Raw genomic sequence first — 24,563 nt, 5'->3', positions numbered from 1 at the left:
CATGACGGCTGACCCTGTAGCCACGAACAGCACCGGTGCCGGACGCCGCCCGTACCGCGAGGTCACGGACGCCCGCGGCCGCGTCTACCGGATCGGCGAGACCGACCGGGACATCCTCGGCCACTCCCGCAACATCATGGTGTACCTCCCCTGGATCGCCATGATGGCCATCAGCGTCTTCGAGTACGCGTACGGCTCCGCGGAGGACACCCTGTCCCACGCGCACGGCTGGACACAGTCCAACACCTTCTGGATCCTGAGCGTCTGGGTGTTCTTCCAGGCCGGCATCGCGTTCCCGGCGGGCTGGCTGCGCGAGAAGGGCTTCCTGACCGCGCGGCGCGCCATGTACACGGGTTCCGTGATGTGCCTGGTCGGCTTCCTGGCGCTCTCCCACATCAGCGAGATCTGGCTGGCGATCATCGGCTTCGGCGTGATCGGCGGCCTCGGCTCCGGCCTGGTCTACGCGACCTGCATCAACATGGTCGGCAAGTGGTTCCCCGAACGCCGGGGCGCCCGCACGGGTTTCGTGAACGGCGGCTTCGCCTACGGCTCGCTCCCCTTCATCTTCATCTTCAACTACGCCTTCGACACGGCGAACTACCACCGGGTCCTGGACCTCATCGGCGCCTACGTGATGGTCGTGGTCCTCGTCACCGCGTTCTTCTTCAAGGACCCGCCGAAGAACTGGTGGCCGGCCGACATCGACCCACTCATGCACTCGGGCGGCACCAAGACCGCGGCTGCCCTCGCCAAGAACCCGCCCGCGGTACGCCAGTTCACCCCCAAGGAGGCGATCCGCACCGGCATGCTCCCGCTGATGTGGATCTCCATCGTCATGACGGCCGGCGTCTCGATCTTCGGCATCTCCTTCCAGGTGGACTTCGCGAAGGACGTCGGCTTCGGCCCCCTGGTCGCGGCCTCGTCCATGGGCGTGATGGCGGTCATCAACGGCATAGGCCGCGGCGTGGTCGGCTGGCTCTCCGACCGCCTCGGCCGCAAGCCGACCCTCGTCTTCGTCATCGTCGTCCTGGGCCTCGCCCAGTTCGGCGTGATCTGGGCCGGTGACATCAAGAGCGAGTGGCTGTTCCTGTTCTTCGCCTTCCTCTCCGGCTTCGGCGGCGGCGCCTTCTACCCGCTCTTCGCCGCCCTCACCCCGGACTACTTCGGCGAGAACTACAACGCCACCAACTACGGCCTCGTCTACAGCGGCAAACTCATCAGCGGCCTCTTCGGCGGCGGCCTCGGCTCCATGGTCGTCGGCGCCTGGGGCTACAACGGGGCCTACGCCCTGGCGGGCGGCGTCTCGATGCTGGCGGCGGGGGTGGCGCTGCTGTTGCGGCAGCCGGGGCGGGGGACGACCACCAAGGCGGGGGTGATGCAGCCGCAGACGGCTGCCTGACGGTTTCCGCCGAACCTCGGGGCGAGGTGTTCCCGATGGGGTGAGTCCCGGACCCGAGTCCGGGACTCAGCCGCTTCCGGAGACGGCCTTCGCCGCTGGCCCGGACAATGCTGCTGCCGGTCCGGAAGGCGGTAGACCTCGACGGACAGCCTGAGACACCCGAGACCGACCCACCGACGAGAGCGGCAGAAACGGTCCCTCGTCATGGGACCGGGCACCTCGTGTCCCACTCGCGCGGGCGATAACCGTTGCGGTGGTTGACTCTATCCTCGCTGACCTGCCCGTATTCGGCACCGCAGAGGGCGTCTGCCTCCGCGGACATGAGCGCGTCGGCGAACGTCTTCACCATCGCCCGCAGCAGATCGGGACTCGCCGTGGCGAGGTTGTCCTCGGCGAGGGCATGCAGCGGCAGACTGTCTGGAGCGGTCATCGTGCTGATCTCCTTCGGGCTTCGACACCTCGAAGATCAGCCGGTGGCCGTTCGTCTATGCGGGCATCACCCCGACGCCGGAGCAAACCCCCGGATCAGGTCGAACCCGTACATCATCTCCAAGGACGCAACCGACCTCTGTTCCTCACTCCCACCCACCCCCCTGGGTCCGAAGTCGTCCTGGATCTTCAGCCCTGCTCGGTCCTTGCGCCGGGCAGCAGACGAGGACTTGGAACACCGGCAACACACCGCGGTACACATGTGGTCCCGGATCCAGGGGGTCAGCCGGCGACGAGCCGCACCGGCAACGACTCGAACTTGCTCATCGTCTGGCTGGCCGCGCGCACTGCGGGCGCGGTCCGCTCGATGCGCCGGACCCTGCGGGCCAAAGCAGTCAGAAGTTCGATCGCTTCCATCCTGGCCAGGGGAGCACCGACACACAGATGGATTGATGTGCCGAGGGCCAGATGGGCTTTGGCGTCGACGCGGCTGATGTTCAGGCGGTCCGGATCCGTGAACCTGCGCGGGTCTCGATTGGCGGGGGGTATAAGCACGCACACGTCTGCGTCGGCGGGGACGACAACCCCATCAAAGTCCACGTCGGCGGTCGTACGGCGGTAGACCGAGCGCAACGGCGAGTCCCAGCGCAGCACTTCTTCCACGGCGTTCGGAATCAGGCCGGGGTCGGCAAGCACAGCGTCCCACTCCTCGGGAAACTCGGCGAAGGCATTCACGGCGTTACCGATGAGACCGCTCGAAGAATCGACGCCGGCCAACCAGAGCGAGAAGAGCGTCGTCAGCCGCTCGGATTCCGCCAGGGCTCCGTTCATCCCGCCGTCCTCCATGACACGGCGCCCCATGCAGTGCTTCGGCAGTGCCGGAACGCCCTCATCCAACAGCCAGTTGAACGCCTGAGAAACCAGGTTCCCCTCACGGGGGTCGAGGTCGGGGCCGTGGAGTTGGCCCACCGCGTTGGCCCAGACCCGCATGCGGAGGGAATCGGGCGGCTCGATACCGGTGAGCAGTCGCGTGGACAGATCGGGCAGCGGCGAGGCGAAGAAGGAAACAGCGTCGATCTGCCCGGCCGCAGCAGCAGCCTCCACCAGTCCGACGGCGGTCGCACGGACCACGGGACGAAGCCGTTCCATCGCTTCACGGCCGAACTCCGTTTGCACAGAACGCCGCACGCGTGTGTGACGGGGCGGATCGCTGTCGACCAGCGGGTAGTTGTTTCCGTGCTCCGGCACCCGGGTGTAGCCCGCACCGAGCCCGGAGCGGAACTCCCGGTGATCGCGCAGCACACGACACGCTGAGTCGTAGCGGCCTACGAGCCAGACCTCTCGTTCACGGGAGTAGACCACAGGCCCTGCCTCTCGTATTTGCCCGTAGGTACTCGCAGGCTCCCGCAGCACTTGGATCCCGTAAGGATCAATCCCCTCAAGGAGAGGGACAGCAGAACTCATGAATGTTCCACCCTTTCAAAAGCTACCTGTCTTTTGCGGCGCCCGGGTCCCACAGATCGGCGGCCTGTGAGGCCGTCACACTAAGCCGGTCCCATACCGGGGTGGGTACCGCCTGGATTCCCCGGAGAGGCCTACGGCGCTCCGTGGGGGAACCGGGAACGCATCCGGACGGAACGAGGCGAGGCTGAAGCCTCGTTCTCCTCAGCAAGACGGACAGGGCTGACCGCCTCGCACAACCGGTCCGCGATAGGCCGCCGTGCCGGCAGCCGATGGCAGGGCGACGGGTCCACGGGACGAGGTGAAACGCGGCGCGTTCCCTCTGCCGCCGTTCCGGACGCGGATCCACCGGTAACGCCCGGCTCCGTACGACACCAGTACGCCGGTCGTGGTCGGCAGCACGGTGAGCGCGTTGATCAGCCTCGCGCTTTCATCAGGTGGGGTGTCCGAGGCTTGATCAAATAAGCGAAGAGTGCTCCTGACCTGCAACGATGGGACTTGTCTAGGGTCCTGTCGGCTGCACGGAAAGAAGCACTCCCCAGGTGACGAAGCGTATCGGGTCGTACCCGCGTGTCCGCATGTGCGGTATCACCGGGGCATGCGGTATCCACAAGGAGGCGGGCTGACTGCCGAACGGCAGCAGTTCCGCGAGGAGTTACGGCTCAAGGCGGCCGAGCGGTTCGCCCAGGGCGAGGCGACCTCGGTCATCGCCAAGGCCCTGCGTGTCAACGTCCGCTCGGTACAACGGTGGCGGCAGAAGTGGGAGGAGGGCGGACCGCGGGCCCTGCGGTCGCAGGGGCCGGCATCGCTGCCGAGGCTGAGCCAGGAGCAGTTCGCGCAGCTGGAGGCGGAGCTGGCCAAGGGGTCGGCCGCGCACGGCTGGGAGGACCAGCGCTGGACACTGGCGCGGATCAAGACGGTGAACGGTCGGCGCTTCCACATGGCCTACACGATCCAGGGCGTGCGGAAACTGCTGGCGCGTAACGGCTGGTCCTGGCAGGTCCCGGCCCGACGGGCCATGGAGCGGGATGACGAGGCGGTGGCCGGGTGGGTCAAGGAGGTGTGGCCCTGCGCGGAAGACTCGCGGCGGCCCGTGGAGCCTGGCTCGTCTTCGAGGACGAAGCCGGATTCTCCATGACGCCGCCGCACGCGAAGACCTGGTCACAGCGCGGCCGGACCCCGGTGGTGCGGGTCCGCGGCCGCTCCCGCAGACGGATTTCCATCGCCGCGCTGACCTGCTACAGACCCGGTCACCGCTCCAGGCTCATCTACCGGCCCCGCCATGACGACGGCCGTCGCGATGGGCGCAAGAGCTTCTCCTGGCGCGACTACCGGGACCTGTTGATTGCAGCACGCCAGCAGCTCGGCGGCCCGATCGTGCTCGTCTGGGACAACCTCAACGTCCACTAGGCCGCCCACCTGCAAAAGTTCGCCGAGGCCCGGGACTGGCTGACCATCTATTATCTGCCGCCCTACGCACCCGACCTCAATCCCGTCGAGGGAATCTGGTCCCTCCTGCGACGCGGCTGGCTCTCCAACGTCGCCTTCAGTACCCCCGACCACCTCGTCCAGCGCATCCGGCGCGGTCTACGGCACATCCAGTACCGCAGCGAACTCATAGACGGCTGCCTCGCCGAGACCGGCCTGACCATCAGACCCACCTGAGTAACCCGGCCACATCACGAGTTCAACCTCAGTAACGCAGGGCGACCGCGAGTGCCTCGGCCAGGGTCGCGGGCGGGCGGCCGATCAGGCGGCGCAAGTCGCCTGAGTCGGTGTACATCTCGCCGCGGTTCATGCCGCGGTCAGCGTCAGCGAGGACCTCCGCCAGCTCGGCGGGTAGGCCCGCAGCGGCCAGTACCTGGGCGAAGTCGGTCACCGGGAGGTCAGAGTAGGTCACCTGCTTTCCGGCCGCAGCGGAGATCGCGGCGGCGAGCTCAGTCAGGGTGAAGGATTCGTCGCCGCCGAGCTCGTACACGGCGCCGGTGTGGCCTTCAGCGGTGAGGACGACCGCTGCGGCCTCGGCGTAGTCGGCGCGGGACGCGGCACTGATCCGCCCCTCGCCTGCGGCGCCGACGACGGCGCCGTTCTGCAGGATCTGCGGCAGTTGGCTGGTGTAGTTCTCCAGGTACCAGCCGTTGCGCAGCAGCACGCTGGGGATTCCGCGGTCCCGCAGATACTCCTCGGTCTCGCCGTGCGTGGCACCGATGACGGTGGTGGCCGTGTCCGCGTGCGTCGTGCTCGTGTACGCCACTAGCGACACGCCTGCGGACGCCGCAGCGTCGATCACGCGGCGGTGGTTGGCGACCCGCTCGCCCACGGGGACCGAGGCCGAGATCAGCAGCAGCCTGTCCGCACCCGCGAATGCCTCGGCCAGGCCGTCGGTCTCCGCGAAGTCGGCGCGGCGTACCGTGATGCCTCGGTCGGCCAGGTCCTTGATCCTGGCGATGTCCCGGCCGGTCGCGATGATGTCCGCGGCCAGGATCCCGCGCCGCAGCAGTGCCTCGATGGTGAGTCTGCCCAGTTGGCCGGTGGCTCCAGTGACGACGATCGGCATGATGGTCATTCCTTCCTTCCGCGCGTGCCTCGCACGCCTGCCGCGGTCCGTCCGCGGTGGGATGGACACAGAATGACCTGGACACTCTCCATTGGGGAGTAGCCACTTCTTGGTATGGTACTTACCGGACCGATAGCATTGAGGTGAGCCGTGTGACTGCTGTCGAGAACGTGACCGGGCCCATACCGTCGTTCGATCCGTACGAGCGCGGCTGCCCGTCGCGGGATCTGCTCGACCAGATCGGCAGCAAGTGGGCGGTCCTCGTGTTGGGCGAACTCGGCCGGAACGGGGCCTCCCGGTTCGGCCAGCTCCGGCAGGCGCTGGCGGGCGTGAGCGAGAAGATGCTCACCCAGACGCTGCGCACCCTCGAACGCGACGGGCTGGTCAGCCGGACCGTCTACCCAGAGGTGCCGCCACACGTGGAGTATGAGCTGACTGCGCTCGGCCAGACGCTGCGGGAACCGCTGAAGGCGCTCACGGAATGGTCCGTGCTGCACATCGAAGAAGTCATCACCGCCCGCGAAGAGTACGACGACCGCACTGAGCGCACCCGGTAATCGGCAGCGGCCGGCGGTCTGGTCATAGACGGCTGCCTCGCCGAAGCCGGCCCGACAATAGGACTCACCTGAGCAACCCGGCGACATCACGAGTTCAACCTCAGTAGATGCAACCGCTGATGTTCCTCAAACCCAGGGCAGGGCGGGGACTTGGTGGGCATCCTTGGCACATGTCGCTTCCAGTCGTTGCCCTCGTTGTTGCATCGATCAGTGCCCTCTTTCCGGGGGTCGACGTGACGGTCTCGCTCGCGAGCTGTCGTCGCGGCCGGATGTCTTGATTGAAGCCGGAGAGTAGCCATGGCTGCCGACTGGTGGGCCCGCGGAATCGCGATCGGAAGCGCTGCTGCTGCCTCCCTGAACATGGTCATCTCGTATCGCACGTTCAAGCGAGGACGGCCCAAGATCAAGGTGAGGCTATATCGCAACGGGGTTCGGGCACGGAAACCCGGCACGGAAGAATGGCATCATATCTTCATCCTTCGCCTCGTCAACCATGGCGCGACCCCTGTAACTCTGGAGCGGGTGGAACTGTGTCGTTACGCGTGGACATACAGCAAACGGCGATTCGAGACGGTGGACGGGCAAAGATTCGACCCCCGTGGCAGATGGGGAAATGTGCCACCGATTATCCCTGCGCTTGACGGAATCACCCACAATGAAAGAGTGGCCGGGACATATCTTGATCGAGGGGACCATCTCCGGTTCCGGCTTCTATTGTCCAATGGACACACGGTGACAAGCCCCCTCATCCGGAAAAATGCAAAGAAACTGGCACTCTGGCCATCCCGGGCAGAAACCCCGGAAGAGGGCTCTGGGGATAGCTGACGGGTGTCCCCGCGATGGCGCTGACTCGGGATAGCTGCTGAAAAACGGCAGGTCAGAGGGTGCTCTAGCTATCTCTGGGATAGATGGGGATGCTCCCGGGTTCACCGCTCAGGCTGGCAGCGTTGCAGACCGAGCAGTGAACCCAGCTTCAGCGGCTCGAGACAGGCAGGTAGGTTGTGCCGGGGTTCGCGGGGCGCAGCGAGTGACCGGGCTTGGGTAGGAACATCGAGCTGGCGCGGGCCTCGACGGGTCTGCCGCACGATCGCGTGACATCTTGACCTGCCCCACCTCTCAGGTTCCAGCTCTGCTGGCTGACTGACGGCCTTCACGAAAGGCTGCCGGACATGCCCCGCGCCTACCCCGCTGAGTTCCGCGCCCGCGCCATCGCGTTGGTGCGGGCAGGAAAAGAACAGCAGCAGATCGCCGTTGACCTCGGCGTCCATCCGGTCACGTTGTCGAAGTGGTTGCGCCAGGACGACGTCGACAACGGACGGCGCCCTGGCAGGGTCTCGGAGGAGTCCGCAGAGCTGCGTGCAGCGCGGCGACGAATCCGCGAGCTGGAAACCGAGCTCGAGATCGTCCGCAAGGCCGCCAGGTTCCTCGGCGAGGACAAGCCGGCCCCAAAAGGCTCTACCCGGTGATCGACCGTCTCGTCGATGCCGGGGCACCGGTCGACCGATGCTGCCGGATCCTCGGGGTCGCCCGGCAGAACTACTACAAACACAAGCGCACCCCGACCACACCGCGGCAGCTGCGACGGGAGTGGCTGACCGGGCTGATCCGGGAGGTCCACGTCGCCTCACGCGGCACCTTCGGCTACCGCCGCGTCCACGCCGAGCTCACCCTGGGCATGGGCATCCAGGTGTGCTCGAGGACCGTGTCGGTGCTGATGACACAGGCCGGGATCTACGGACTGCCCGGACCGGTGCGGATCAAGCGCCTGCGGGGTGTCGTCACCGCCGATGACCTGGTCAACCGGAAGTTCCATCGGCTGCGTCCCAACGAGCTGTGGGTCACCGACATCACGCAACACCGCACCAGAGAAGGGTGGGTGTACTGCGCTGCGGTCCTGGACGCGTTCAGCCGCAAGATCGTGGGCTGGTCGATCGACTCCAGACAGGACTCCACCCTCGTGGTCAACGCGTTAGACATGGCCCTCCGCAACCGGCGCCCCGAACCAGGCGGGATAGTGCACGCCGATCACGGCACCCAGTTCACCTCATGGGTCTTCGGGGAAAGGATCCGCTCCGCCGGGCTCCTGCCATCGTTCGGCACGGTCGGAGACGGCCTGGACAACGCGATGATGGAGTCGTTCTGGTCCTCGATGCAGATCGAGCTGTTGAATCGCAAACGGTGGAAGACCCGGGTCGAGTTGGCGAACGCGATCTTCGAGTACATCGAGGTCTTCCACAACCGACAGCGGCGCCACTCAGCCCTGGGCTACCGCACCCCGATCGAGTACGAACTACTCTCCGAACAAGACACCATCCCCGCCGCCAGTTAGCCAACGCAGCTGGAACCCAAACCGTGGGGCAGGTCAGAGTTCGCGCAGCCGCACGCCGAGCGCCTCGCGCGCCTGCTGGTAGTCCGTGCTCACCGGTCAGCGACCTGCCTTACTCCTTCGCGGCCAGCTGCGCCGCGACCTGTTCGTACGAGACCGCGTGGTGCATCGCCGCGTCCCGCGCCTGGGCGTACCGCAAGACCGTTGCGGGCTCGGTGATCAGCTCGACATTGCTCCGGGCTCCCACGGGGTCTCGGAGGGGCTGAGAGCCAGCCTCGGGCTCCGGCGCCGCCCCAGACACAAGAGCGCCCCGGAGGGCCGTGGAGGGCGTCCGGGGCGCAGCTCACGGGGAGTGACTAGGCGGCCAGAAAGACCCTGTAGGGGATCGAGGAAGAGCTGGCACTCCCGTAATGGGACCGGGCAGGCCAATGACCAGCGGCTCGTCGGTCTGTTCAACGCAGGACCCGCGGCGCCGCGGTAGCGTCGACCATGCGATCCCGAACAATCGACATGTGGTGGGGAACGGCCGTCGAGGCACCGGATCCGGCACTCCTCGCCCGTTTCTACGCGGGACTGCTGGAGTGGCCCATCGTGCACGAGGAGCCGGGGACGGCTGTCGTCGCGCCGCCCCAGGGAGCCGTGTACATCGTCTTCCAGGAGGCCGCCGGATATCGGCCGCCCACCTGGCCGCCGGTCGACGGTGAGCAGCGCACGATGATGCACCTCGACTTCCAGGTGGCCGATCTCGACGGGGCGGTGGCCGAGGCCGTCGCCCGGGGAGCGGTACTCGCGCCGGACCAGCCGCAGGACAACGTACGCGTGCTCTTCGATCCCGCCGGTCACCCCTTCTGCCTGTGCCACGACGACGGGTAGGAACAGGACCCGCGAAACTCGTACGCACCGGCTGAGCGGGGTCCCGTAGATTCCCGGCGGAGGCCCGCCCGAGGCGCTCCGAAGGGGGGTCATCGATGACTGTGGAGTCGATACCGGTGAAGTCGGCGCCGAAGTCGCTGGTGTGGGACGGCGACGAACTGGTCTCCGCGACCGGGGGCGGTCGGCGCTGGGGCCGAGACGGGGTGGAGCGGCGGGCGCCCTTCGCGTGGAGCTTTCCGTTCGACGCCGGGACCGCCTCGGCCTCGGGGCGCTACTCCGCGGTGTACCAGGAGCGCGGCACCAAGGGTGCGTTGCTCGAAGGCGAACGGGTCGTACGGGAGCTGAACCGCAGCTACTACCGGGCGCCGAACTACGACTACCCGCTCGCCCTCGGCAGGTTGGGCGACGGACGCGAGGTCGTCGTGCACTGCCCGGACGAGTACAACGTGCTCCAGATCGAGGACGCGGCGAGCGGGGAGCGGCTGACCGCCGGCGGGCGGGAGCCGGAGGACGTCTTCCACTCCAGGCTCGCCCTGAGCCCGGACGGCCGCTACCTGCTCTCGGTCGGCTGGGTCTGGCAGCCCTTCGGGATGGCCCTGGTCTACGACACCGCGCTCGCGCTCTCCGACCCCGGCACCCTGGACGGCGAGGGCGTACTGCCGATTGCGGCGGTGATGAATGCCGAGGTGACGGCCGGCTGCTGGCTCGACGCAGACCGGCTGGTCCTGGCGACGGGGGCCGAGGAGTGGGACGAGGAGGAGACCGCCGGGCTGCCCCCGCGCCACCTCGGCGTGTGGTCGATCGCCGAGGGCCGCTGGCTCCACCGCAGTCCCGTCGCCGATACCGACCCGGGTGTCCTGCTCCTGCCCCGTGGTGACCAGGTGATCTCGTTCCTGGGCCACCCGCGGCTGCTCGACCCGGTCACCGGGCGCATCGTGGCGGAGTGGCCGGAGGTCGCCGTGCCCGTCAAACCGACCTGCTTCGGCTACCGGCGCGTTCCCACCCCCGTCGCTGCCCTCCACCCCGACGGCACCCGGCTGGCCGTCGTGACGGCAGAGAGCATCGCTCTCATCACGCTGCCGTGAACCGCCCGGCCGGGACGGACGCGCCCCGCACCGTCACCCGGCTCAGGCCTGTGCCCGCTCGTGGTACGACCGTCGCGTGTGCTCGGTGTGTTCGCGCATCAGCGTGGTCGCCAGTTGCTCGTCTCGCGCCGTGATCGCCGCGATCAGTTCGCGATGTTCGATCCAGGACTGGTGGCCGCGCTGGCGGGCAACGGGGGTGTAGTACCAGCGGACCCGCCGGTCGACCTGGGCGGCGAGTTCGGCGAGGACCGTGTTGCCGGCCAGGTCCATGATCTTGGCGTGGAACGCGGCGTTCAGGGCGACGGCTCCGTCCACGTCGTCCGCGGCGACCGCCTTCTCGCCCTCGGCGCAGAGGGATTCGAGGGCGGCCACGCCCGCACTGCCCGCGTTGGCTGCCGCCAGCCGCGCCGCCTCCGCCTCCAACAGGGTGCGGACCGTGAGGAGTTGGTCGGCCTCCGCCTCCGTCGGCTCGTGGACGAATGCGCCCTGTGCGGGGCGCAGGTCCACCCAGCCCTCGGTGTTCAGCCGCTGGAGCGCCTCACGCACCGGCTGCCGGGAGACGCCGAGGTGGCCGGCGAGTTCGCTCTCGACGAGGTGCTGGCCGGGCTGCAGGGCACGGGTGGTGATGAGTTCCAGCAGCGCCTCGTACACGCGGTCGCGGAGCGGTCCGGGGCGTTCGAGCTTGGGCACCGCGCCCTGCGGCAGTCCGGCTGACAACATCGGGTCCCCCTTCGGCAGACACCCGCTACGACGGACACTCAGTATCGATTGTCTTTCGTCTACAGTCTACGGCGCACAGCTGCCGACAGAAGCGGGAGTCGACCACGTCACACCGCGGAGCGCCTCTCACGGACACCGCACGACCTGCCCCGCGTAGGACAGGTTGCCGCCGAAGCCGAACAGCAGGACCGCATCGCCGCTCGACACCCGTCCCTGTTCGACCAGCTTGGAGAGGGCGAGCGGAATGCTCGCCGCCGACGTGTTGCCGGATTCGGTGACGTCCCGCGCGACGACCGCGTTGACCGCACCGATCTTCGCCGCGAGCGGCTCGATGATCCGCAGGTTGGCCTGGTGCAGGACGACGGCCGCCAGGTCGGCGGGGGCGATCCCGGCCTTCTCGCAGGCGCGCCGGGCGATGGGCGGCAGCTGGGTGGTGGCCCAGCGGTAGACGCTCTGCCCCTCCTGCGCGAACCGGGGCGGGGTGCCCTCGATCCGTACGGCGTGGCTCATCTCGGGGACGGAACCCCACAGGACCGGTCCGATCCCGGGCTCCTCGCCCGGCCCGCACGCCTCGACGACGGCCGCGCCCGCCCCGTCGCCGACCAGGACGCACGTCGTACGGTCGGTCCAGTCCGTCACCTCGGACATCTTGTCGGCGCCGATGACGAGCGCCCGGGTGGCGGCACCGGCCCGGACGGTGTGGTCGGCGGTGGCGAGCGCGTGGGTGAAACCGGCGCACACGACGTTGACGTCCATCGCGGCGGGCTGCGGGATGCCGAGCCGGGCGGCGACGCGCGCGGCCATGTTCGGGGAGCGGTCGATCGCGGTGGAGGTGGCGACCAGGACCAGGTCGATGTCCGCGGGGGTGAGGCCCGCCGCGGCGAGGGCCTTGGCGGCGGCGTGCGCGGCCAGCTCGTCGACGGGTTCGTCGGGGCCGGCGATGTGCCGGGTGTTGATGCCCACCCGGCTGCGGATCCACTCGTCACTGGTGTCGACCATGCCCGCCAGGTCCTCGTTGGTGAGTACCCTGGCGGGCTGGTAGTGGCCGACGGCGGCGATGCGCGAGCCGTTCATGGGTGGTGGAGCCCCCTCGTTGCCTCGGTATGGGTCCACCAGTCTGTTCAGTGACTCACGGGTACGACGGCACGTGAGGCCACAGGAAACGGGCGCCCGAGTTGTCGGCTTCTTGCAGACCCTCGGACGCCCGAGCATTCCCCGGACTCACCCGTTGGACACCGGACTCACCCGTTGAACAGCTGTGTCGCTTTCTGCACGAGTTCGTATACCCCGTAGGCGAACGGCGCGCCCACCCAGACCCAGGCGACGGCGATCAGCCAGCGGCGGTCCGGCTCAGGCCGGCTGCTCTCGTTCGACATCGACGGCCTCCCTCGGGGCGGGGATGTGGTGGCGGGCATGGACGGGGCGGACCAGCTCGTTGGCGACGAAACCGACGACGAGCAGGCCGATCATGATGCCGAAGGACAGGGTGTACAGGTCGGAGCCGTGCTTGCCGGCGTCCTTCTGGTGGTCGGCGATCCAGTTGACGATCAGCGGGCCGAGCACACCCGCGAGGGACCAGGCGGTGAGCAGCCGGCCGTGGATGGCGCCGACCTGGTAGGTGCCGAAGAGGTCCTTCAGGTAGGCGGGCACGGTCGCGAAACCGCCGCCGTAGAAGGAGAGGATCACCAGGGCGCAGAGCACGAACAGGGGTTTCGACGAATCCCCGAACAGCGCGATGAGCAGGTACATCACGGCGCCCACACCCAGATAGACGCGATAGATGTTCTTGCGGCCGATCAGGTCGGAGGTGGACGACCAGCCGATCCGGCCCGCCATGTTGGCGGCGGACAGCAGGGCGACGAACCCGGCCGCCGCGGACGCCGACACCGGGGTGGAGCTGTCGGCGAAGAAGTCCGCGATCATCGGCGCGGCCTTCTCCAGGATGCCGATGCCGGCGGTCACGTTCATGCAGAGCACGACCCACAGGCACCAGAACTGCGGGGTGCGGATCGCGCTGTTCGCGGAGACCTGCACGCCCTCGAAGGCGCTCGGCGCGTCCGCGACCGGCTTCTCGGTGCGCGGGACGCGGATGAGGAGCACGCCGAGGGTCATGAAGACGGCGTACGACAGCCCGTGCACCAGGAAGGCGAGGGCGATGCCATCGTTGTCACTGCCGAAGGACGAGAGCATCTGCGCGGACCACGGCGAGGCGATCAGCGCGCCGCCCCCGAAGCCCATGATGGCGATGCCGGTGGCCATGCCGGGCCGGTCCGGGAACCACTTGATCAGCGTGGAGACCGGCGAGATGTAGCCGATGCCGAGGCCGATGCCGCCGACGAAGCCGTAGCCGAGCACGATCAGCCAGTACTGCTTGGTCTCGGCGCCGAGCGCGGAGATCAGGAAGCCGGAGGAGAAACAGATCAGGGCCACCGTCATGGCCCAGCGCGGTCCGTTGCGCTCGACGAGGGTGCCGCCGAACGCGGCCGACAGGCCGAGCATCACGATCGCGAGCTGGAAGGGCAGCGCGCTCTCGGTACCGCTCAGGTTCAGCGCGGATTCGAGCGGCGGCTTGAACACGCTCCAGGCGTAGGCCTGGCCGATGGAGAGATGGACGGAGAGGGCGGCAGGCGGGACGAGCCAGCGGCTCCAACCCGGCGGTGCTACAGGGGGGCTGCTCATGAATCCCGAACGGTAGGGCCCCGCAAGGTGGTTGAGAACCCGACCGTTCGATCGTATGCGATGAGCGGTATCCAGAATGCGCCGAACGGTCGCCGTCCGAACCCTTGTCGACTACGACTCCATACTGTAGACAATATTTCGTCGACACGATTCGGCCGACCCTCTCCCCCCGACCACCTCCGCGGTATCCCTCAAGCCGAACGGAGCGTTCCGTGAAAGTCGCAGTCCTCGGCGCCGGTGCGATCGGCGCCTACGTCGGTGCCGCGCTCCACCGTGCGGGCGCCGACGTGCATCTCATCGCCCGTGGACCCCATCTGGCGGCCATGAGGCAGTACGGAGTACGGGTGCTCAGCCCGCGCGGCGACTTCACCGCGCACGCCCACGCCACCGACGACCCGGCCGAGGTCGGCCCGGTCGACTACGTCTTCCTGGGCCTGAAGGCCAACTCGTACGCGGCGTGCGGGCCGCTGATCGAGCCGCTGCTGCACGAGCGGACGGCGGTGGTCGCCGCCCAGAACGGCATCCCCTGGTGGTACTTCCACCGGCACGGCGGCCCCTACGACGGCCACCGCGTCGAGAGCGTCGACCCGGACGGCACCGTCAGCGCCGTCCTCGCCCCCGAACGCGCCCTCGGCTGCGTGGTGTACGCGGCCACCGAGCTCGAAGCCCCGGGCGTGGTCCGGCACTTGGAGGGCACCAGGTTCTCGGTCGGCGAGCCCGACCGCGGCATGTCCACCCGCTGTCTGCGGTTCAGCGAGGCCATGCAGTCCGGCGGACTCAAGTGCCCCGTGGAGCCCGACCTGCGCAACGACATCTGGCTCAAGCTGCTCGGCAACATCTCCTTCAACCCGATCAGCGCGCTGGCCCGCGCCACCATGCGGCAGATGTGCCTGCACGGCGGCACCCGACGGGTCATCGAGATCATGATGCGCGAGACGCTCGACGTCGCCGAGGCGCTCGGCTGCGAGGTCGGGGTCTCCATCGAACGTCGGCTGGCGGGCGCCGAGAAGGTCGGCGACCACCGCACCTCCACGCTCCAGGACCTGGAGCGCGGCAAGCCGCTGGAACTCGACGTGCTGCTCGCGGCCGTCGTCGAGCTGGCGGAGATCACCGGCGTGGAGGTGCCCACCCTGCGCACCGTGCACGCCATCTCGGACCTGCTCGCACTGAGGAGCGCCGCATGAGCCGCACGAGCCGCACGGAGAAACGGCAGCCGAAGACCTACACCCGGCTCACCCACCCCTTGATCCGCGACTCCCGCGACGAGCCGTTCCGGCAGGCGGGCTGGGAGGAGGCCCTGGACCGCGCGGCCCGCGGCCTGGAGCGCAACCGCGACGCGTTCGGGATGTTCTCCTGCGCCCGCGCCACCAACGAGATGAACTACGTGGCCCAGAAGTTCGCCCGGGTGGTGATGGGCACCAACAACGTCGACTCCTGCAACCGGACGTGTCACGCCCCGAGCGTGGCCGGCCTGAGCGCCGCCTTCGGCTCCGGCGGCGGCACCTCCTCGTACGAGGAGATCGAGCACACCGACGTCATCGTGATGTGGGGCTCCAACGCCCGCTTCGCGCACCCGATCTTCTTCCAGCACGTGCTGAGGGGGATCCGGAACGGCGCCCGGATGTACGCCGTCGACCCGCGCCGCACCTCCACCGCCGAGTGGGCGGAGAGCTGGCTCGGGCTGAACGTCGGCACCGACATCCCGATGGCGCACGCGATCGGCCGCGAGATCATCCACGCGGGGCTGGTCAACGCGGCGTTCGTCGAGCGGGCGACCACCGGCTTCGAGGAGTACAAGGCGCTCGTCGAGCCGTGGACGCTGTCCCTCGCGGAGAAGGTGACGGGCGTACCGGCCCGTGCGATACGGGAGTTGGCGCACGCCTACGCCCGCGCCGAGCGCGCCCAGCTGTGCTGGACCCTCGGCATCACCGAGCACCACAACGGCACCGACAACGTCCGCGCCCTGATCAACCTCTCCCTCCTGACCGGTCAGGTCGGCCGCTGGGGTGCCGGGTTGCAGCCGCTGCGCGGCCAGAACAACGTGCAGGGCGGCGGCGACATGGGCGCGATCCCCAACCGCCTGCCCGGCTTCCAGGACATCCTCGACCCGGAGACGCGGCTGAAGTTCGAGTCGGCCTGGGACACGGTCATCGAGCCGCACTACGGGCTGAACCTCACCGAGATGTTCGAGGCGATGGAGGAGGGCACGTTGAGGGCCGTCTACTGCATCGGCGAGAACCCGGCCCAGTCGGAGGCCGACAGCGAGCAGGCGGTACGACGGCTCCGGGCCCTCGACTTCCTGGTCGTCCAGGACATCTTCCTCACGAAGACGGCGGAGCTGGCGGACGTGGTGCTGCCCGCGACGGCCGGCTGGGCGGAGACCGAGGGCACGACCACCAACAGTGAGCGCCGGGTCCAGCGGGTGCGCCGGGCGGTGACCCCGCCCGGCGAGGCCCGCGAGGACATCGACATCATCTGCGAACTGGCGGCCCGGCTCGGCCACGACTGGAAGTACCAGGACGCGGAGGCCGTCTGGAGCGAGCTCCGCTCGGTCTCCCCGGACCACTACGGGATGACGTACGACCGTCTCGCCGAGCACCAGGGCATCCAGTGGCCGTGCCCGAGCACCGAGCGCCTCGAACCGACGTACCTGCACGGCCGGTTGTGGGAGACGGACCCGGACCGGCGTGGGATGCCGGCGCCCTTCGGGCTGGTCCGGCACGATCCTCCGGTCGACCTCACCGACGAGGAGTACCCGATCCGGCTCACCACGGGACGACGGCTCGACTCCTACAACACCGGGGTCCAGAGCGGTGGTTACGCCTCCCCGCTGCGGCGCGGCGAGTACATCGAGCTGTGCCCGGAGGACGCCGAGCGGTACGGGGTGGTCGTCGGCGAGGAGGTCCGGGTGTCCTCGCGACGGGGCGCGGTGGTGGCCCCGGTCTGGGTCGACACGGCACTGCGTCCCGGTCTCGCCTTCATGACCATGCACTTTCCCGACGAGGTGGACACCAACCAGCTGACGATCGAGGCGAACTGCCCGATCGCGGGGACGGCGGAGTTCAAGGCGTCGGCGATCCGTATCGAGAAGCTCCCGGTCGCGACCATCGTGAGGTGACCAAGTGGACCTGTACTTCGGCGACAGCAAACCGACGGACGACGAACGGGCCGCCGTCGACGCCCTGTTGGGCCCTCCTGAGTCCTCCTGGGAGGGCGCCGACCGTTCCGACGCGGACCTGCGGTGGGCGCGCGGCGGCCGGGAGGCCCGGGACCGACGTGACCTGCTGCTGCCGGGGCTGCACGCGATCAACGACCGGATCGGCTGGATCGGCGAGGGCGCCCTCGGCTACCTGTGCCGCCGCCTGACCGTCCCCCCGGCCGAGGCGTACGGGGTCGCCACCTTCTACGCGATGTTCTCCGTCAGGCCCCGTCCGGCGACCGTCCTGCACGTCTGCACGGACCTGGCGTGCACCGCGGCCGGCGCGTCCGCGCTGTGCGCCGGGGTCGAGGAGGGCCTCGGCCCCGGCGTGCGTGTCGAGCGCAGCCCCTGTCTGGGCCTGTGCGAGCGGGCACCGGCGGCCCTGGCGATCAAGGCCGGGGATCCGGTGCGCACGGCGGTGGCGGCCCCGGCGACGGCCGCCACGGCCGTCCTCGCGGCCACCGCGCCCGACTCGGCGCCGGAGGAGCCGCCGGCCGTGGCGGCCGTACCCCAGGCGGGACAGGAAGGTCTGACCCTGTTGCGGCGGGTGGGCATGGTCGACCCGGCCTCGCTCGACGACTACCGGGCGAACGGCGGCTACACCGCCCTGCGGCACGCCTTCGCGCTCGGCCCCGCCGGGGTCATCCGCGAGGTCACCGACTCGGGCCTGGTCGGGCGCGGCGGCGCCGCCTTCCCCACCGGCCGCAAGTGGCAGGCCGCGGCGTCCCAGCCCGACCGTCCGCACTACCTGGTCTGCAACGCCGACGAATCGGAGCCGGGCACCTTCAAGGACCGCGTGATCATGGAGGGCGATCCGTACTCCCTGGTGGAGGCGATGACGGTCGCGGCGTACGCGATCGGTGCGCACCGGGGCTTCGTCTACCTCCGCGGCGAGTACCCGCGGGCGACCCGGCGCCTCCAGCACGCGGTCGACCAGGCCCGCGCCCGGGGCTTCCTCGGCGACGACGTCCTCGGGCAGGGCTTCGCCTTCGACATCGAGATCCGGCGCGGTGCCGGGGCGTACATCTGCGGTGAGGAGACGGCCCTGTTCAACTCCATCGAGGGGTACCGGGGCGAGCCGCGTTCGAAGCCGCCGTTCCCGGTGGAGAAGGGGCTGTTCGGGAAGCCGACGGTCGAGAACAACGTGGAGACGCTGGTCAACGTCCTGCCGATCCTGACCATGGGCGCCCCGGCGTACGCGGCGATCGGCACGGCGAAGTCGACCGGCCCGAAGCTCTTCTGCGTGTCGGGGAGCGTGGCCCGCCCCGGCATCTACGAACTCCCCTTCGGCGCCACGCTCGGCGAACTCCTCCGACTGGCCGGAGTGCGCGAGAACCTGCGGGCGGTCCTGCTCGGCGGCGCCGCGGGCGGCTTCGTACGGCCGGACGAGCTCGGCATCCCGCTCACCTTCGAGGGCACCCGGGAGGCCGGCACCACGCTCGGGTCGGGTGTGGTCATGGCCTTCGACGACACCGTGCCGCTGCCGGACCTCCTGCTCCGGATAGCGCAGTTCTTCCGGGACGAGTCCTGCGGGCAGTGCGTGCCCTGCCGGGTCGGCACGGTCCGGCAGGAGGAGGCGCTGCACCGGATCGTCGCGCGCACCGGCGCCGACGCGGCCGGGGACGTCGCGCTGCTGCGCGAGGTCGGCCGGGCGATGCGGGACGCCTCGATCTGCGGTCTCGGGCAGACCGCGTGGAACGCCGTGGAATCCGCCATCGACCGTCTGGGGGCGTACGAATGACCGTGACACCGCTGGGGATCCCGCGCCGGCTGCTGGAGTTCACGATCGACGGCGAGGAGGCGCGGGTCCCGGAGGGCTCGACGATCCTGGACGCCTGCCGGGCGTCCGGGAAGGACGTGCCGACCCTGTGCGAGGGCGACACCCTGCGCCCGAAGAACGCCTGCCGGGTGTGCGTGGTGGAGGTGGAGGGAGCACGGACCCTGGTGCCCGCCTGCTCCCGGAAGGCAGAGCCGGGGATGGTCGTGCAGACCGGCAGCGAACGCGTCCGGCACAGCCGCAGGATCGTCCTGGAGCTACTGGCCTCCTCGGTCGATTTGTCGACGACTCCGCGCGCCGCGGAGTGGCTCAAGGAGTACGAGGCGAAACCGGACCGCTTCGGCCCCGACGCGGCGCGCCTGAACGAGGAGCCCCGGGTCGACAACGATCTGTACGTGCGCGACTACGACAAGTGCATCCTCTGCTACAAGTGTGTGGACGCCTGCGGCGACCAGTGGCAGAACAGTTTCGCAATCTCTGTTTCCGGGCGCGGCTTCGACGCCCGGATCGCCGTCGAGCACGACGCCCCGCTGACCGACTCGGCCTGTGTCTACTGCGGGAACTGTGTGGAGGTATGTCCCACCGGGGCGCTGTCGTTCAAGTCGGAGTTCGACATGCGGGCGGCGGGTACCTGGGACGAGTCACGGCAGACGGAGACGACCACCGTGTGCGCGTACTGCGGTGTGGGCTGCAACCTCACGCTCCACGTGCAGGACAATGAGATAGTCAAGGTCACCTCGCCGCACGACAACCCGGTGACCCACGGCAATCTCTGCATCAAGGGCCGTTTCGGCTACCAGCACGTACAGAACCGGGGCTGATCAGACCATGGGACGAGTCACGGAACGACGCAAGGTCATCCGCATCCGCGACGGAGCGGTCTCCGCCCGGCCGGACACACTCGTCGCCGAGGAACCGCTGGAGATCAGACTCAACGGGAAACCCCTCGCGATCACCATGCGCACGCCCGGCGACGACTTCGCGCTGGCGGCCGGGTTCCTGGTGAGCGAGGGGGTGCTGGCGGCCGCCGGCGACCTGCAGAACATCGTGTACTGCGCGGGCGCGACGGTCGACGGCTCCAACACCTACAACGTCGTCGACGTACGGACCACGCCGGGCGTCACGCTCCCCGACTTCACCCTGGAGCGGAACGTCTACACCTCCTCGTCCTGCGGGCTGTGCGGCAAGGCGAGCCTCGACGCGGTGCGTACGACGGCCCGCTGGCCGATAGCCGACACTCCCCCGGTCCGGGTGGAGCCCGAGCTGCTCGCGAGCCTCCCCGACCGGCTCCGCGCGTCGCAGCGGGTGTTCGACCGGACCGGGGGGCTGCACGCGGCGGCCCTGTTCACGGAGGACGGCGAGCTGCTGGACATCCGCGAGGACGTGGGCCGGCACAACGCGGTGGACAAGCTGGTCGGCCGGGCCCTGCAGAACGGCGACCTGCCGCTGTCCCGGACGATCCTGCTGGTCTCCGGGCGGGCCTCCTTCGAGCTGGCGCAGAAGGCCGTGATGGCGGGCATCCCGATGCTCGCGGCGGTCTCCGCGCCGTCCTCGCTGGCGGTGGACCTGGCGGCGGAGACCGGGCTGACCCTGGTCGGTTTCCTGCGGGGCAGCAACATGAACGTGTACGCGGGCGAGGACCGCATCGCCCTGCGGGCCGCGGCCGCCCAGGGCTGACCGGTTCCCCGCGGCACGGCGGCGGGGCCCCGGCCGGCGGGGAGCGCCCCCTGCGCCGCAGGGGCCCCGCCTCGGTCCGGTGTCCCCCCGCGCCGCAGGACCCGCCTCAGCCGGAGTCGGACTCCGCCCCCGCGACGCGCGCCGCGGCCTCGGTGAAGGCGGCGACCAGCGGGGAGCGGCGGCCTGCCGCCCAGGCCAGCAGCACCCGGTCGGGTTCGGCGTCGACGACCGGGACGTAGACGATGTCCGGGCGGGAGTACTGCTCGGCGGCCGAGCGCGGCACCATCGTGATCGCGGTCCCGGCGGCCACGCACTCGAACTTCTCCTCGATGGTGCGCAGCGGCAGGTCGCCGGGCCGGGGGTCGTTGTAGCGGAGCCACTGCTCGCCGTCGAGGTCCGAGAGGGAGATCTCCGGCTTCCCGGCGAGCCGGTGCCGGTCCGGGAGCATGGCCACGCGGGGCTCGCTGTACAGGGGGCGCAGTTCGAGACCCGCCTCCCGGACCGGCAGCCGTACGTAGGCGATGTCGACCGTGCCGTCGAGGATCAGATCCTCCTGGTCGTCCCATTCCACCCGGCGGGCGTTGGCCTCGACGTCCGGGTGCACCGCGGCGAAGGCGCGCAGGGCCCGAGTGACGACGACGCCGGCCCGGAAGCCGACGACGAGCCGCCGCCGGCCGCGGGCGGCCTGCACGACCCGGCGCCGCGCGCCGTCGGCGGCGGCCAGCAACTGACGGGATTCTTCGAGGAGTTGCCGTCCGGCGTCGGTCAGGGTCACGCCGTGGCTGTCCCGTACGAACAGCTCGGCCCCCAAGTCCTTCTCCAGGGCGCGGATCTGACGGCTCAGCACGGGCTGGGCGATGTGCAGCCGCTCCGCCGCCCGGCCGAAGTGGAGGAGTTCGGCGACCGCCGCGAAGTAGCGGACCTTGCGCAGATCCAGGTCCATGACCGCGGCTCCTTCCCGGGTGGCGATGTCTTCAGGGTATCGCCACCGCCGAAAGAGGTCTTGGACGGCCGATGGAGCGGGACCGCAGGCTGGAGACGTCCGAACGGGACGGAACACCGGCTTGGAAGGGGATCAGCCATGAGTCTGCAGGGACAGCGTGTCGTCGTCATCGGGGGTACCTCGGGCATCGGGCTCGCGGTCGCCGAGGGCGCGGCACGGGAGGGCGCGCGGGTGGTGGTCGCCTCGCGGCGGCAGGAGAGTGTCGACGCGGCGCTGAAGGTGCTGCCGGAGGACGCCGAGGGGCAGGTCCTCGACGCCTCGGACGAGGCCGCGGTGCGCGCCTTCTTCACGCGGATCGGGGCGTACGACCACCTGGTGTACACGGCCGGTGACTCGATCCTGCTGGAGACGCTGGCCGACACGGACCTCGCGGCGGCCCGGAGCTTCCTGGACACCCGGCTGTGGGGTGCGTACGCGGCGGTGAAGTACGGCGCCGGGTCGCTCCGCGCGGGCGGGTCGGTGGTGCTGACCACGGGCACGGCGGGGCGGCGGCCGATGCCCGGTTCGAGTGTCGCGTCGGCGCTGTGCGGGGCGATGGAGTCGCTGACCCGGGCGCTGGCGGTGGAGCTGGCGCCGGTGCGGGTCAACGTGGTCTCGCCGGGTGTGGTGCGGACCGAGCTGTGGCGGGGGCTGCCGGAGCCGGTCCGCGAGGAGCTCTTCCGGTCGTCCGCCGAGTCGCTGCCGGTGGGGCGGATGGGCGAGCCGGCGGATGTGGCGGAGGCCTACCTGTACCTGATGCGTGGGGGGTACAGCACCGGGTCGGTGGTGGTCGTGGACGGGGGCGGGACGCTGGTCTGAGCGGTCAGGCGGGGCCGAGGCGGACGTCGGCGGCGGTGACGACGGTGCCGAGGCGCGGGAAGTCGAGCCGGACGGACGCCTCGTGCTCGGCGCCGGTGAGCGCGGCCATGGCGTCCTCGACGAAGACCAGGTCGTAGCCGAGGTCGGCGGCGGCGCGGGCGGTGGACTCGACGCCGAGGTTGGTGGCGATGCCGCCGAACACCAGCCGGGTGACGCCGAGCCGGCGCAGCCGGGCGTCGAGTTCCGTGCCCTGGAAGCCGCCGATCGTCCGCTTGACGATCTCCAGGTCCCCTTCCTTCCCGAGTCCGGCGACGAGTCCGCTGCCCGGCGGCTGCTCGGCGAGGGAGGGCCGCTCGACGCGGATCAGCACCACGGGCGCGCCGGCGGCGCGAAAGGCGCGGGCCAGCTCCTCGGCGGTGTGCAGGACTTCGGTGCCTTTGCGGGGCTCCAGGGGCAGCGCGACGATGCGGTCCATCAGGTCGACGAGGACAAGGGCGGTGCGCGCCGGATCGAGCGCCAGGGGTGCGGTCATGACGGAACGTTAGCCGTCATGAGCCGTCCGTACCGGAAATCCGGATCAACAGGCCCGTGAACTGGTCGCGTTCGGCAGCCGACAGCGGGGCGAGCAGCGTGTCGTTGGCCTCGCGCGCCGCCTGTTCGCAGCGGCCGAGGATGCGGTCGCCCTCGGCCGTGAGGGAGACCGCGTTCTTGCGGCGGTCGGCGGGATCGGGTGCGCGGACGACGAGTCCGGCGGCCTGGAGGTCGTTGAGGACGCCGACCAGGTCCTTGGGGTCGAGGGACACGGACCGGCCGAGATCGGCCTGGGCGACCGGGGCGAGGTCGCGGACGGCGGAGAGCACCACGTGGTGCCACATCCGCATGGCGTGTTCCGCGAGCGCCTCGGCGACGAGGGCCCGGCCACGGGCGGCGGCCCGCCCGAGCAGCCAGCTGGGCAGGGCACGGATGGCGGGGAGGGGGGCTTCTGCCATGAGGTCAGCGTAACCAAGGATCCGTTGGCTTTCCCAACGAAAAATCGTTGGACTCACCCATGACTTGGTTTTACCGTTGGTACTCCCAACGAATCTCATGCTCCGTGGAGGTGCGATGCGTCGCGTCCGGTACGAGTCCACCGGCGGCCCCCTGTTCCTGGAGGAGACCCCGGTCCCCGAGGCCGGGCCCGGTGAGCTGCTCGTCCGCTGCGAGGCGGTCGGGGTCACGCTGCCCGTGGTCCGCAAGGTCCCCGAGGCGGCGAAGCCGATCGCGCTGGGCGGCGAGATCGCCGGTGCGGTGGTGGCCGTCGGCGCGGGAGTCACCCGCTTCCGCGCCGGCGACCGGGTCACGGGCCTGTGCTTCGGCCACGGCTACGCCGACTTCGCCGTCCTGCACGAGGCGATGGCCTCCCCCGTCCCCGGGACCGCGTCCGCCGTCGAGGCGGTCGCCCTGGTCCGCGGCGGCCTGGTCGCCCTCGGCGCCCTGGCCGCGGCCCGCCCCGAACCGGGCGAGACGGCCCTCGTCACCGCCGCCGCGAGCGGGGTCGGCCACCTCGCCGTCCAACTGGCCCGCGCCCGGGGAGCGGGCCGTGTCGTGGCCGCCGTCTCCGACCGGGCGAAGGCTCCCTTCGTCCGCTCCCTGGGTGCCGACGCGGTGGTCACGTACGCCGACGAGGACTGGGGCACTCCGGCCGACTACGCCCTGGACGCGGTCGGCGGCGACCTGCTCACCCCGGCCGTCGCCGCCCTGGCCCCCGGCGGCAGGCTGGTGGCGTACAGCTCCGGCGGCGGCACGGTCCAGGCCCACGACCTGCTGGTCGGCGCCAAGTCGGTGACCGGTTTCCAGATGGCCCGGATCGCACGCGAGCGGCCGGCGCTGTACGAGGAATGGCGTCAGGAGTTGTGGCGCCTGTTCACGGAAGGGGCCGTACGGCCCGCCGTGCACGGGGAGTTCGCACTGACGGAGGCGGCGCAGGCGCACCGGCTGATCGAGACCCGGGCCAACCTGGGCAAGGTCGTACTGATCCCGTGAC

At 69.8% G+C, this 24,563-nt stretch carries 21 protein-coding genes and 3 pseudogenes; 13 read left to right on the top strand and 11 right to left on the bottom strand.

Annotated elements, in window-relative coordinates; translation table 11 throughout:
• Window position 1: 1 nt before the first annotated feature.
• Window positions 2–1,399: an OFA family MFS transporter gene (locus tag ACZ4UV_RS09905; protein ID WP_467837202.1), complete on the top strand. Its 1,398-nt coding sequence runs from the start codon at window positions 2–4 to the stop codon at window positions 1,397–1,399.
• 217 nt (window positions 1,400–1,616) lie between these two features.
• Here ACZ4UV_RS09905 and ACZ4UV_RS09900 read toward each other — a convergent pair.
• Window positions 1,617–1,829: pseudogene (locus tag ACZ4UV_RS09900) on the bottom strand (transposase); the annotation flags it as partial.
• 281 nt (window positions 1,830–2,110) lie between these two features.
• Window positions 2,111–3,130, bottom strand: coding sequence for a cytochrome P450 (locus ACZ4UV_RS09895; protein ID WP_467837198.1), 1,020 nt, complete (start codon window positions 3,128–3,130; stop codon window positions 2,111–2,113).
• A 757-nt stretch (window positions 3,131–3,887) separates the two neighbouring features.
• Between ACZ4UV_RS09895 and ACZ4UV_RS09890 the strand changes: the two are divergent.
• A pseudogene (locus ACZ4UV_RS09890) lies at window positions 3,888–4,954 on the top strand (IS630 family transposase).
• A gap of 28 nt (window positions 4,955–4,982) precedes the next feature.
• Here ACZ4UV_RS09890 and ACZ4UV_RS09885 read toward each other — a convergent pair.
• The gene (locus ACZ4UV_RS09885) at window positions 4,983–5,855 is read right to left on the bottom strand and encodes an SDR family oxidoreductase (RefSeq protein ID WP_467837196.1); all 873 of its coding nucleotides are present in this window, start codon (window positions 5,853–5,855) and stop codon (window positions 4,983–4,985) included.
• A 143-nt stretch (window positions 5,856–5,998) separates the two neighbouring features.
• Between ACZ4UV_RS09885 and ACZ4UV_RS09880 the strand changes: the two genes are divergently transcribed.
• Together ACZ4UV_RS09880 and ACZ4UV_RS09875 are read left to right on the top strand one after the other, a co-directional pair.
• Complete coding sequence (locus ACZ4UV_RS09880; protein ID WP_467837193.1) at window positions 5,999–6,403, top strand: winged helix-turn-helix transcriptional regulator; 405 nt, start codon at window positions 5,999–6,001, stop codon at window positions 6,401–6,403.
• A gap of 1,169 nt (window positions 6,404–7,572) precedes the next feature.
• Window positions 7,573–8,732: pseudogene (locus ACZ4UV_RS09875) on the top strand (IS3 family transposase).
• A 109-nt stretch (window positions 8,733–8,841) separates the two neighbouring features.
• On the opposite strand, the gene ACZ4UV_RS09870 reads toward ACZ4UV_RS09875, so the two are convergent.
• Window positions 8,842–8,976 carry a hypothetical protein gene (locus tag ACZ4UV_RS09870; RefSeq protein WP_467837190.1) on the bottom strand — a complete coding sequence of 45 codons (135 nt, stop codon included), beginning with the start codon at window positions 8,974–8,976 and terminating at the stop codon, window positions 8,842–8,844.
• Between the two features lie 242 nt (window positions 8,977–9,218).
• On the opposite strand from ACZ4UV_RS09870, the gene ACZ4UV_RS09865 reads away from it, so the two are divergent.
• Together ACZ4UV_RS09865 and ACZ4UV_RS09860 are read left to right on the top strand one after the other, a co-directional pair.
• Window positions 9,219–9,602 (top strand): VOC family protein, encoded by a 384-nt coding sequence (locus ACZ4UV_RS09865; protein WP_467837187.1) that lies wholly within the window; start codon window positions 9,219–9,221, stop codon window positions 9,600–9,602.
• A gap of 95 nt (window positions 9,603–9,697) precedes the next feature.
• The gene (locus tag ACZ4UV_RS09860; protein WP_451019343.1) at window positions 9,698–10,687 is read left to right on the top strand and encodes a hypothetical protein; all 990 of its coding nucleotides are present in this window, start codon (window positions 9,698–9,700) and stop codon (window positions 10,685–10,687) included.
• Between the two features lie 42 nt (window positions 10,688–10,729).
• On the opposite strand, the gene ACZ4UV_RS09855 is transcribed toward ACZ4UV_RS09860, so the two are convergent.
• From ACZ4UV_RS09855 to ACZ4UV_RS09840, 4 genes are all read right to left on the bottom strand, one after another.
• Complete coding sequence (locus tag ACZ4UV_RS09855; RefSeq protein ID WP_351497470.1) at window positions 10,730–11,407, bottom strand: GntR family transcriptional regulator; 678 nt, start codon at window positions 11,405–11,407, stop codon at window positions 10,730–10,732.
• Window positions 11,408–11,533: 126 nt separating this feature from the next.
• Window positions 11,534–12,481, bottom strand: a complete 948-nt coding sequence (locus tag ACZ4UV_RS09850) for a beta-ketoacyl-ACP synthase III (protein WP_451019342.1) — start codon at window positions 12,479–12,481, stop codon at window positions 11,534–11,536.
• A gap of 167 nt (window positions 12,482–12,648) precedes the next feature.
• On the bottom strand, window positions 12,649–12,783 hold the full coding sequence (locus ACZ4UV_RS09845) for an MFS transporter small subunit (protein WP_256215692.1): 135 nt from the start codon (window positions 12,781–12,783) through the stop codon (window positions 12,649–12,651).
• The gene (locus ACZ4UV_RS09840; RefSeq protein ID WP_390034364.1) at window positions 12,758–14,086 is read right to left on the bottom strand and encodes an OFA family MFS transporter; all 1,329 of its coding nucleotides are present in this window, start codon (window positions 14,084–14,086) and stop codon (window positions 12,758–12,760) included. The genes ACZ4UV_RS09845 and ACZ4UV_RS09840 overlap by 26 nt, the downstream gene beginning before the upstream one ends.
• A 212-nt stretch (window positions 14,087–14,298) precedes the next feature.
• Here ACZ4UV_RS09840 and ACZ4UV_RS09835 point away from each other — a divergent pair, with 212 nt between their 5' ends.
• Genes ACZ4UV_RS09835 through fdhD form a run of 5 tightly spaced genes read left to right on the top strand, consistent with a single transcriptional unit; the run spans window position 14,299 to window position 20,739 of the window.
• Entirely contained in the window at window positions 14,299–15,270 is a 972-nt protein-coding gene (locus ACZ4UV_RS09835) for a 2-dehydropantoate 2-reductase (protein ID WP_390034365.1), read from the top strand.
• On the top strand, window positions 15,267–17,204 hold the full coding sequence (locus ACZ4UV_RS09830) for a molybdopterin oxidoreductase family protein (RefSeq protein ID WP_451019341.1): 1,938 nt from the start codon (window positions 15,267–15,269) through the stop codon (window positions 17,202–17,204). Before ACZ4UV_RS09835 ends, ACZ4UV_RS09830 begins: the two co-directional genes overlap by 4 nt.
• 4 nt (window positions 17,205–17,208) lie before the next feature.
• Window positions 17,209–19,026: an NADH-ubiquinone oxidoreductase-F iron-sulfur binding region domain-containing protein gene (locus ACZ4UV_RS09825; protein WP_467837178.1), complete on the top strand. Its 1,818-nt coding sequence runs from the start codon at window positions 17,209–17,211 to the stop codon at window positions 19,024–19,026.
• Complete coding sequence (locus ACZ4UV_RS09820; protein ID WP_467837176.1) at window positions 19,023–19,883, top strand: 2Fe-2S iron-sulfur cluster-binding protein; 861 nt, start codon at window positions 19,023–19,025, stop codon at window positions 19,881–19,883. Before ACZ4UV_RS09825 ends, ACZ4UV_RS09820 begins: the two co-directional genes overlap by 4 nt.
• Before the next feature lie 7 nt (window positions 19,884–19,890).
• Window positions 19,891–20,739 carry a formate dehydrogenase accessory sulfurtransferase FdhD gene (gene fdhD, locus ACZ4UV_RS09815; protein ID WP_390034369.1) on the top strand — a complete coding sequence of 283 codons (849 nt, stop codon included), beginning with the start codon at window positions 19,891–19,893 and terminating at the stop codon, window positions 20,737–20,739.
• Window positions 20,740–20,845: 106 nt separating this feature from the next.
• Here the strand turns inward: fdhD and ACZ4UV_RS09810 are convergent, their stop codons facing one another.
• Window positions 20,846–21,682, bottom strand: coding sequence for a LysR family transcriptional regulator (locus ACZ4UV_RS09810; RefSeq protein WP_467837174.1), 837 nt, complete (start codon window positions 21,680–21,682; stop codon window positions 20,846–20,848).
• Between the two features lie 138 nt (window positions 21,683–21,820).
• Between ACZ4UV_RS09810 and ACZ4UV_RS09805 the strand changes: the two genes are divergently transcribed.
• Window positions 21,821–22,540 (top strand): SDR family oxidoreductase, encoded by a 720-nt coding sequence (locus ACZ4UV_RS09805; RefSeq protein WP_451020181.1) that lies wholly within the window; start codon window positions 21,821–21,823, stop codon window positions 22,538–22,540.
• A gap of 4 nt (window positions 22,541–22,544) precedes the next feature.
• Here the strand turns inward: ACZ4UV_RS09805 and ACZ4UV_RS09800 are convergent, their stop codons facing one another.
• Both ACZ4UV_RS09800 and ACZ4UV_RS09795 read right to left on the bottom strand, forming a co-directional pair.
• The gene (locus ACZ4UV_RS09800) at window positions 22,545–23,072 is read right to left on the bottom strand and encodes an isochorismatase family protein (protein ID WP_351500074.1); all 528 of its coding nucleotides are present in this window, start codon (window positions 23,070–23,072) and stop codon (window positions 22,545–22,547) included.
• 16 nt (window positions 23,073–23,088) lie between these two features.
• Window positions 23,089–23,529 carry a MarR family winged helix-turn-helix transcriptional regulator gene (locus ACZ4UV_RS09795; RefSeq protein ID WP_451020180.1) on the bottom strand — a complete coding sequence of 147 codons (441 nt, stop codon included), beginning with the start codon at window positions 23,527–23,529 and terminating at the stop codon, window positions 23,089–23,091.
• 115 nt (window positions 23,530–23,644) lie between these two features.
• On the opposite strand from ACZ4UV_RS09795, the gene ACZ4UV_RS09790 reads away from it, so the two are divergent.
• On the top strand, window positions 23,645–24,562 hold the full coding sequence (locus ACZ4UV_RS09790; protein ID WP_451020179.1) for a quinone oxidoreductase family protein: 918 nt from the start codon (window positions 23,645–23,647) through the stop codon (window positions 24,560–24,562).
• The last annotated feature ends 1 nt before the right edge of the window (window position 24,563 follow it).

The sequence above is a fragment of the Streptomyces sp. NPDC028289 genome, from assembly GCF_055565975.1.
This window is presented reverse-complemented; position numbering and strand designations above follow the sequence as displayed.

Bases quoted from the DNA above. Each gene is read 5' to 3' on its own strand.
- ACZ4UV_RS09845 (WP_256215692.1), bottom strand. From the start codon at position 12,783: ATGTCGAACGAGAGCAGCCGGCCTGAGCCGGACCGCCGCTGGCTGATC.
- fdhD (WP_390034369.1), top strand. From the start codon at position 19,891: ATGGGACGAGTCACGGAACGACGCAAGGTCATCCGCATCCGCGACGGA.
- ACZ4UV_RS09840 (WP_390034364.1), bottom strand. From the start codon at position 14,086: ATGAGCAGCCCCCCTGTAGCACCGCCGGGTTGGAGCCGCTGGCTCGTC.
- ACZ4UV_RS09810 (WP_467837174.1), bottom strand. From the start codon at position 21,682: ATGGACCTGGATCTGCGCAAGGTCCGCTACTTCGCGGCGGTCGCCGAA.
- ACZ4UV_RS09850 (WP_451019342.1), bottom strand. From the start codon at position 12,481: ATGAACGGCTCGCGCATCGCCGCCGTCGGCCACTACCAGCCCGCCAGG.
- ACZ4UV_RS09885 (WP_467837196.1), bottom strand. From the start codon at position 5,855: ATGACCATCATGCCGATCGTCGTCACTGGAGCCACCGGCCAACTGGGC.
- ACZ4UV_RS09795 (WP_451020180.1), bottom strand. From the start codon at position 23,529: ATGGCAGAAGCCCCCCTCCCCGCCATCCGTGCCCTGCCCAGCTGGCTG.
- ACZ4UV_RS09860 (WP_451019343.1), top strand. From the start codon at position 9,698: ATGACTGTGGAGTCGATACCGGTGAAGTCGGCGCCGAAGTCGCTGGTG.
- ACZ4UV_RS09820 (WP_467837176.1), top strand. From the start codon at position 19,023: ATGACCGTGACACCGCTGGGGATCCCGCGCCGGCTGCTGGAGTTCACG.
- ACZ4UV_RS09865 (WP_467837187.1), top strand. From the start codon at position 9,219: ATGCGATCCCGAACAATCGACATGTGGTGGGGAACGGCCGTCGAGGCA.
- ACZ4UV_RS09800 (WP_351500074.1), bottom strand. From the start codon at position 23,072: ATGACCGCACCCCTGGCGCTCGATCCGGCGCGCACCGCCCTTGTCCTC.
- ACZ4UV_RS09855 (WP_351497470.1), bottom strand. From the start codon at position 11,407: ATGTTGTCAGCCGGACTGCCGCAGGGCGCGGTGCCCAAGCTCGAACGC.
- ACZ4UV_RS09905 (WP_467837202.1), top strand. From the start codon at position 2: ATGACGGCTGACCCTGTAGCCACGAACAGCACCGGTGCCGGACGCCGC.
- ACZ4UV_RS09790 (WP_451020179.1), top strand. From the start codon at position 23,645: ATGCGTCGCGTCCGGTACGAGTCCACCGGCGGCCCCCTGTTCCTGGAG.
- ACZ4UV_RS09830 (WP_451019341.1), top strand. From the start codon at position 15,267: ATGAGCCGCACGAGCCGCACGGAGAAACGGCAGCCGAAGACCTACACC.
- ACZ4UV_RS09805 (WP_451020181.1), top strand. From the start codon at position 21,821: ATGAGTCTGCAGGGACAGCGTGTCGTCGTCATCGGGGGTACCTCGGGC.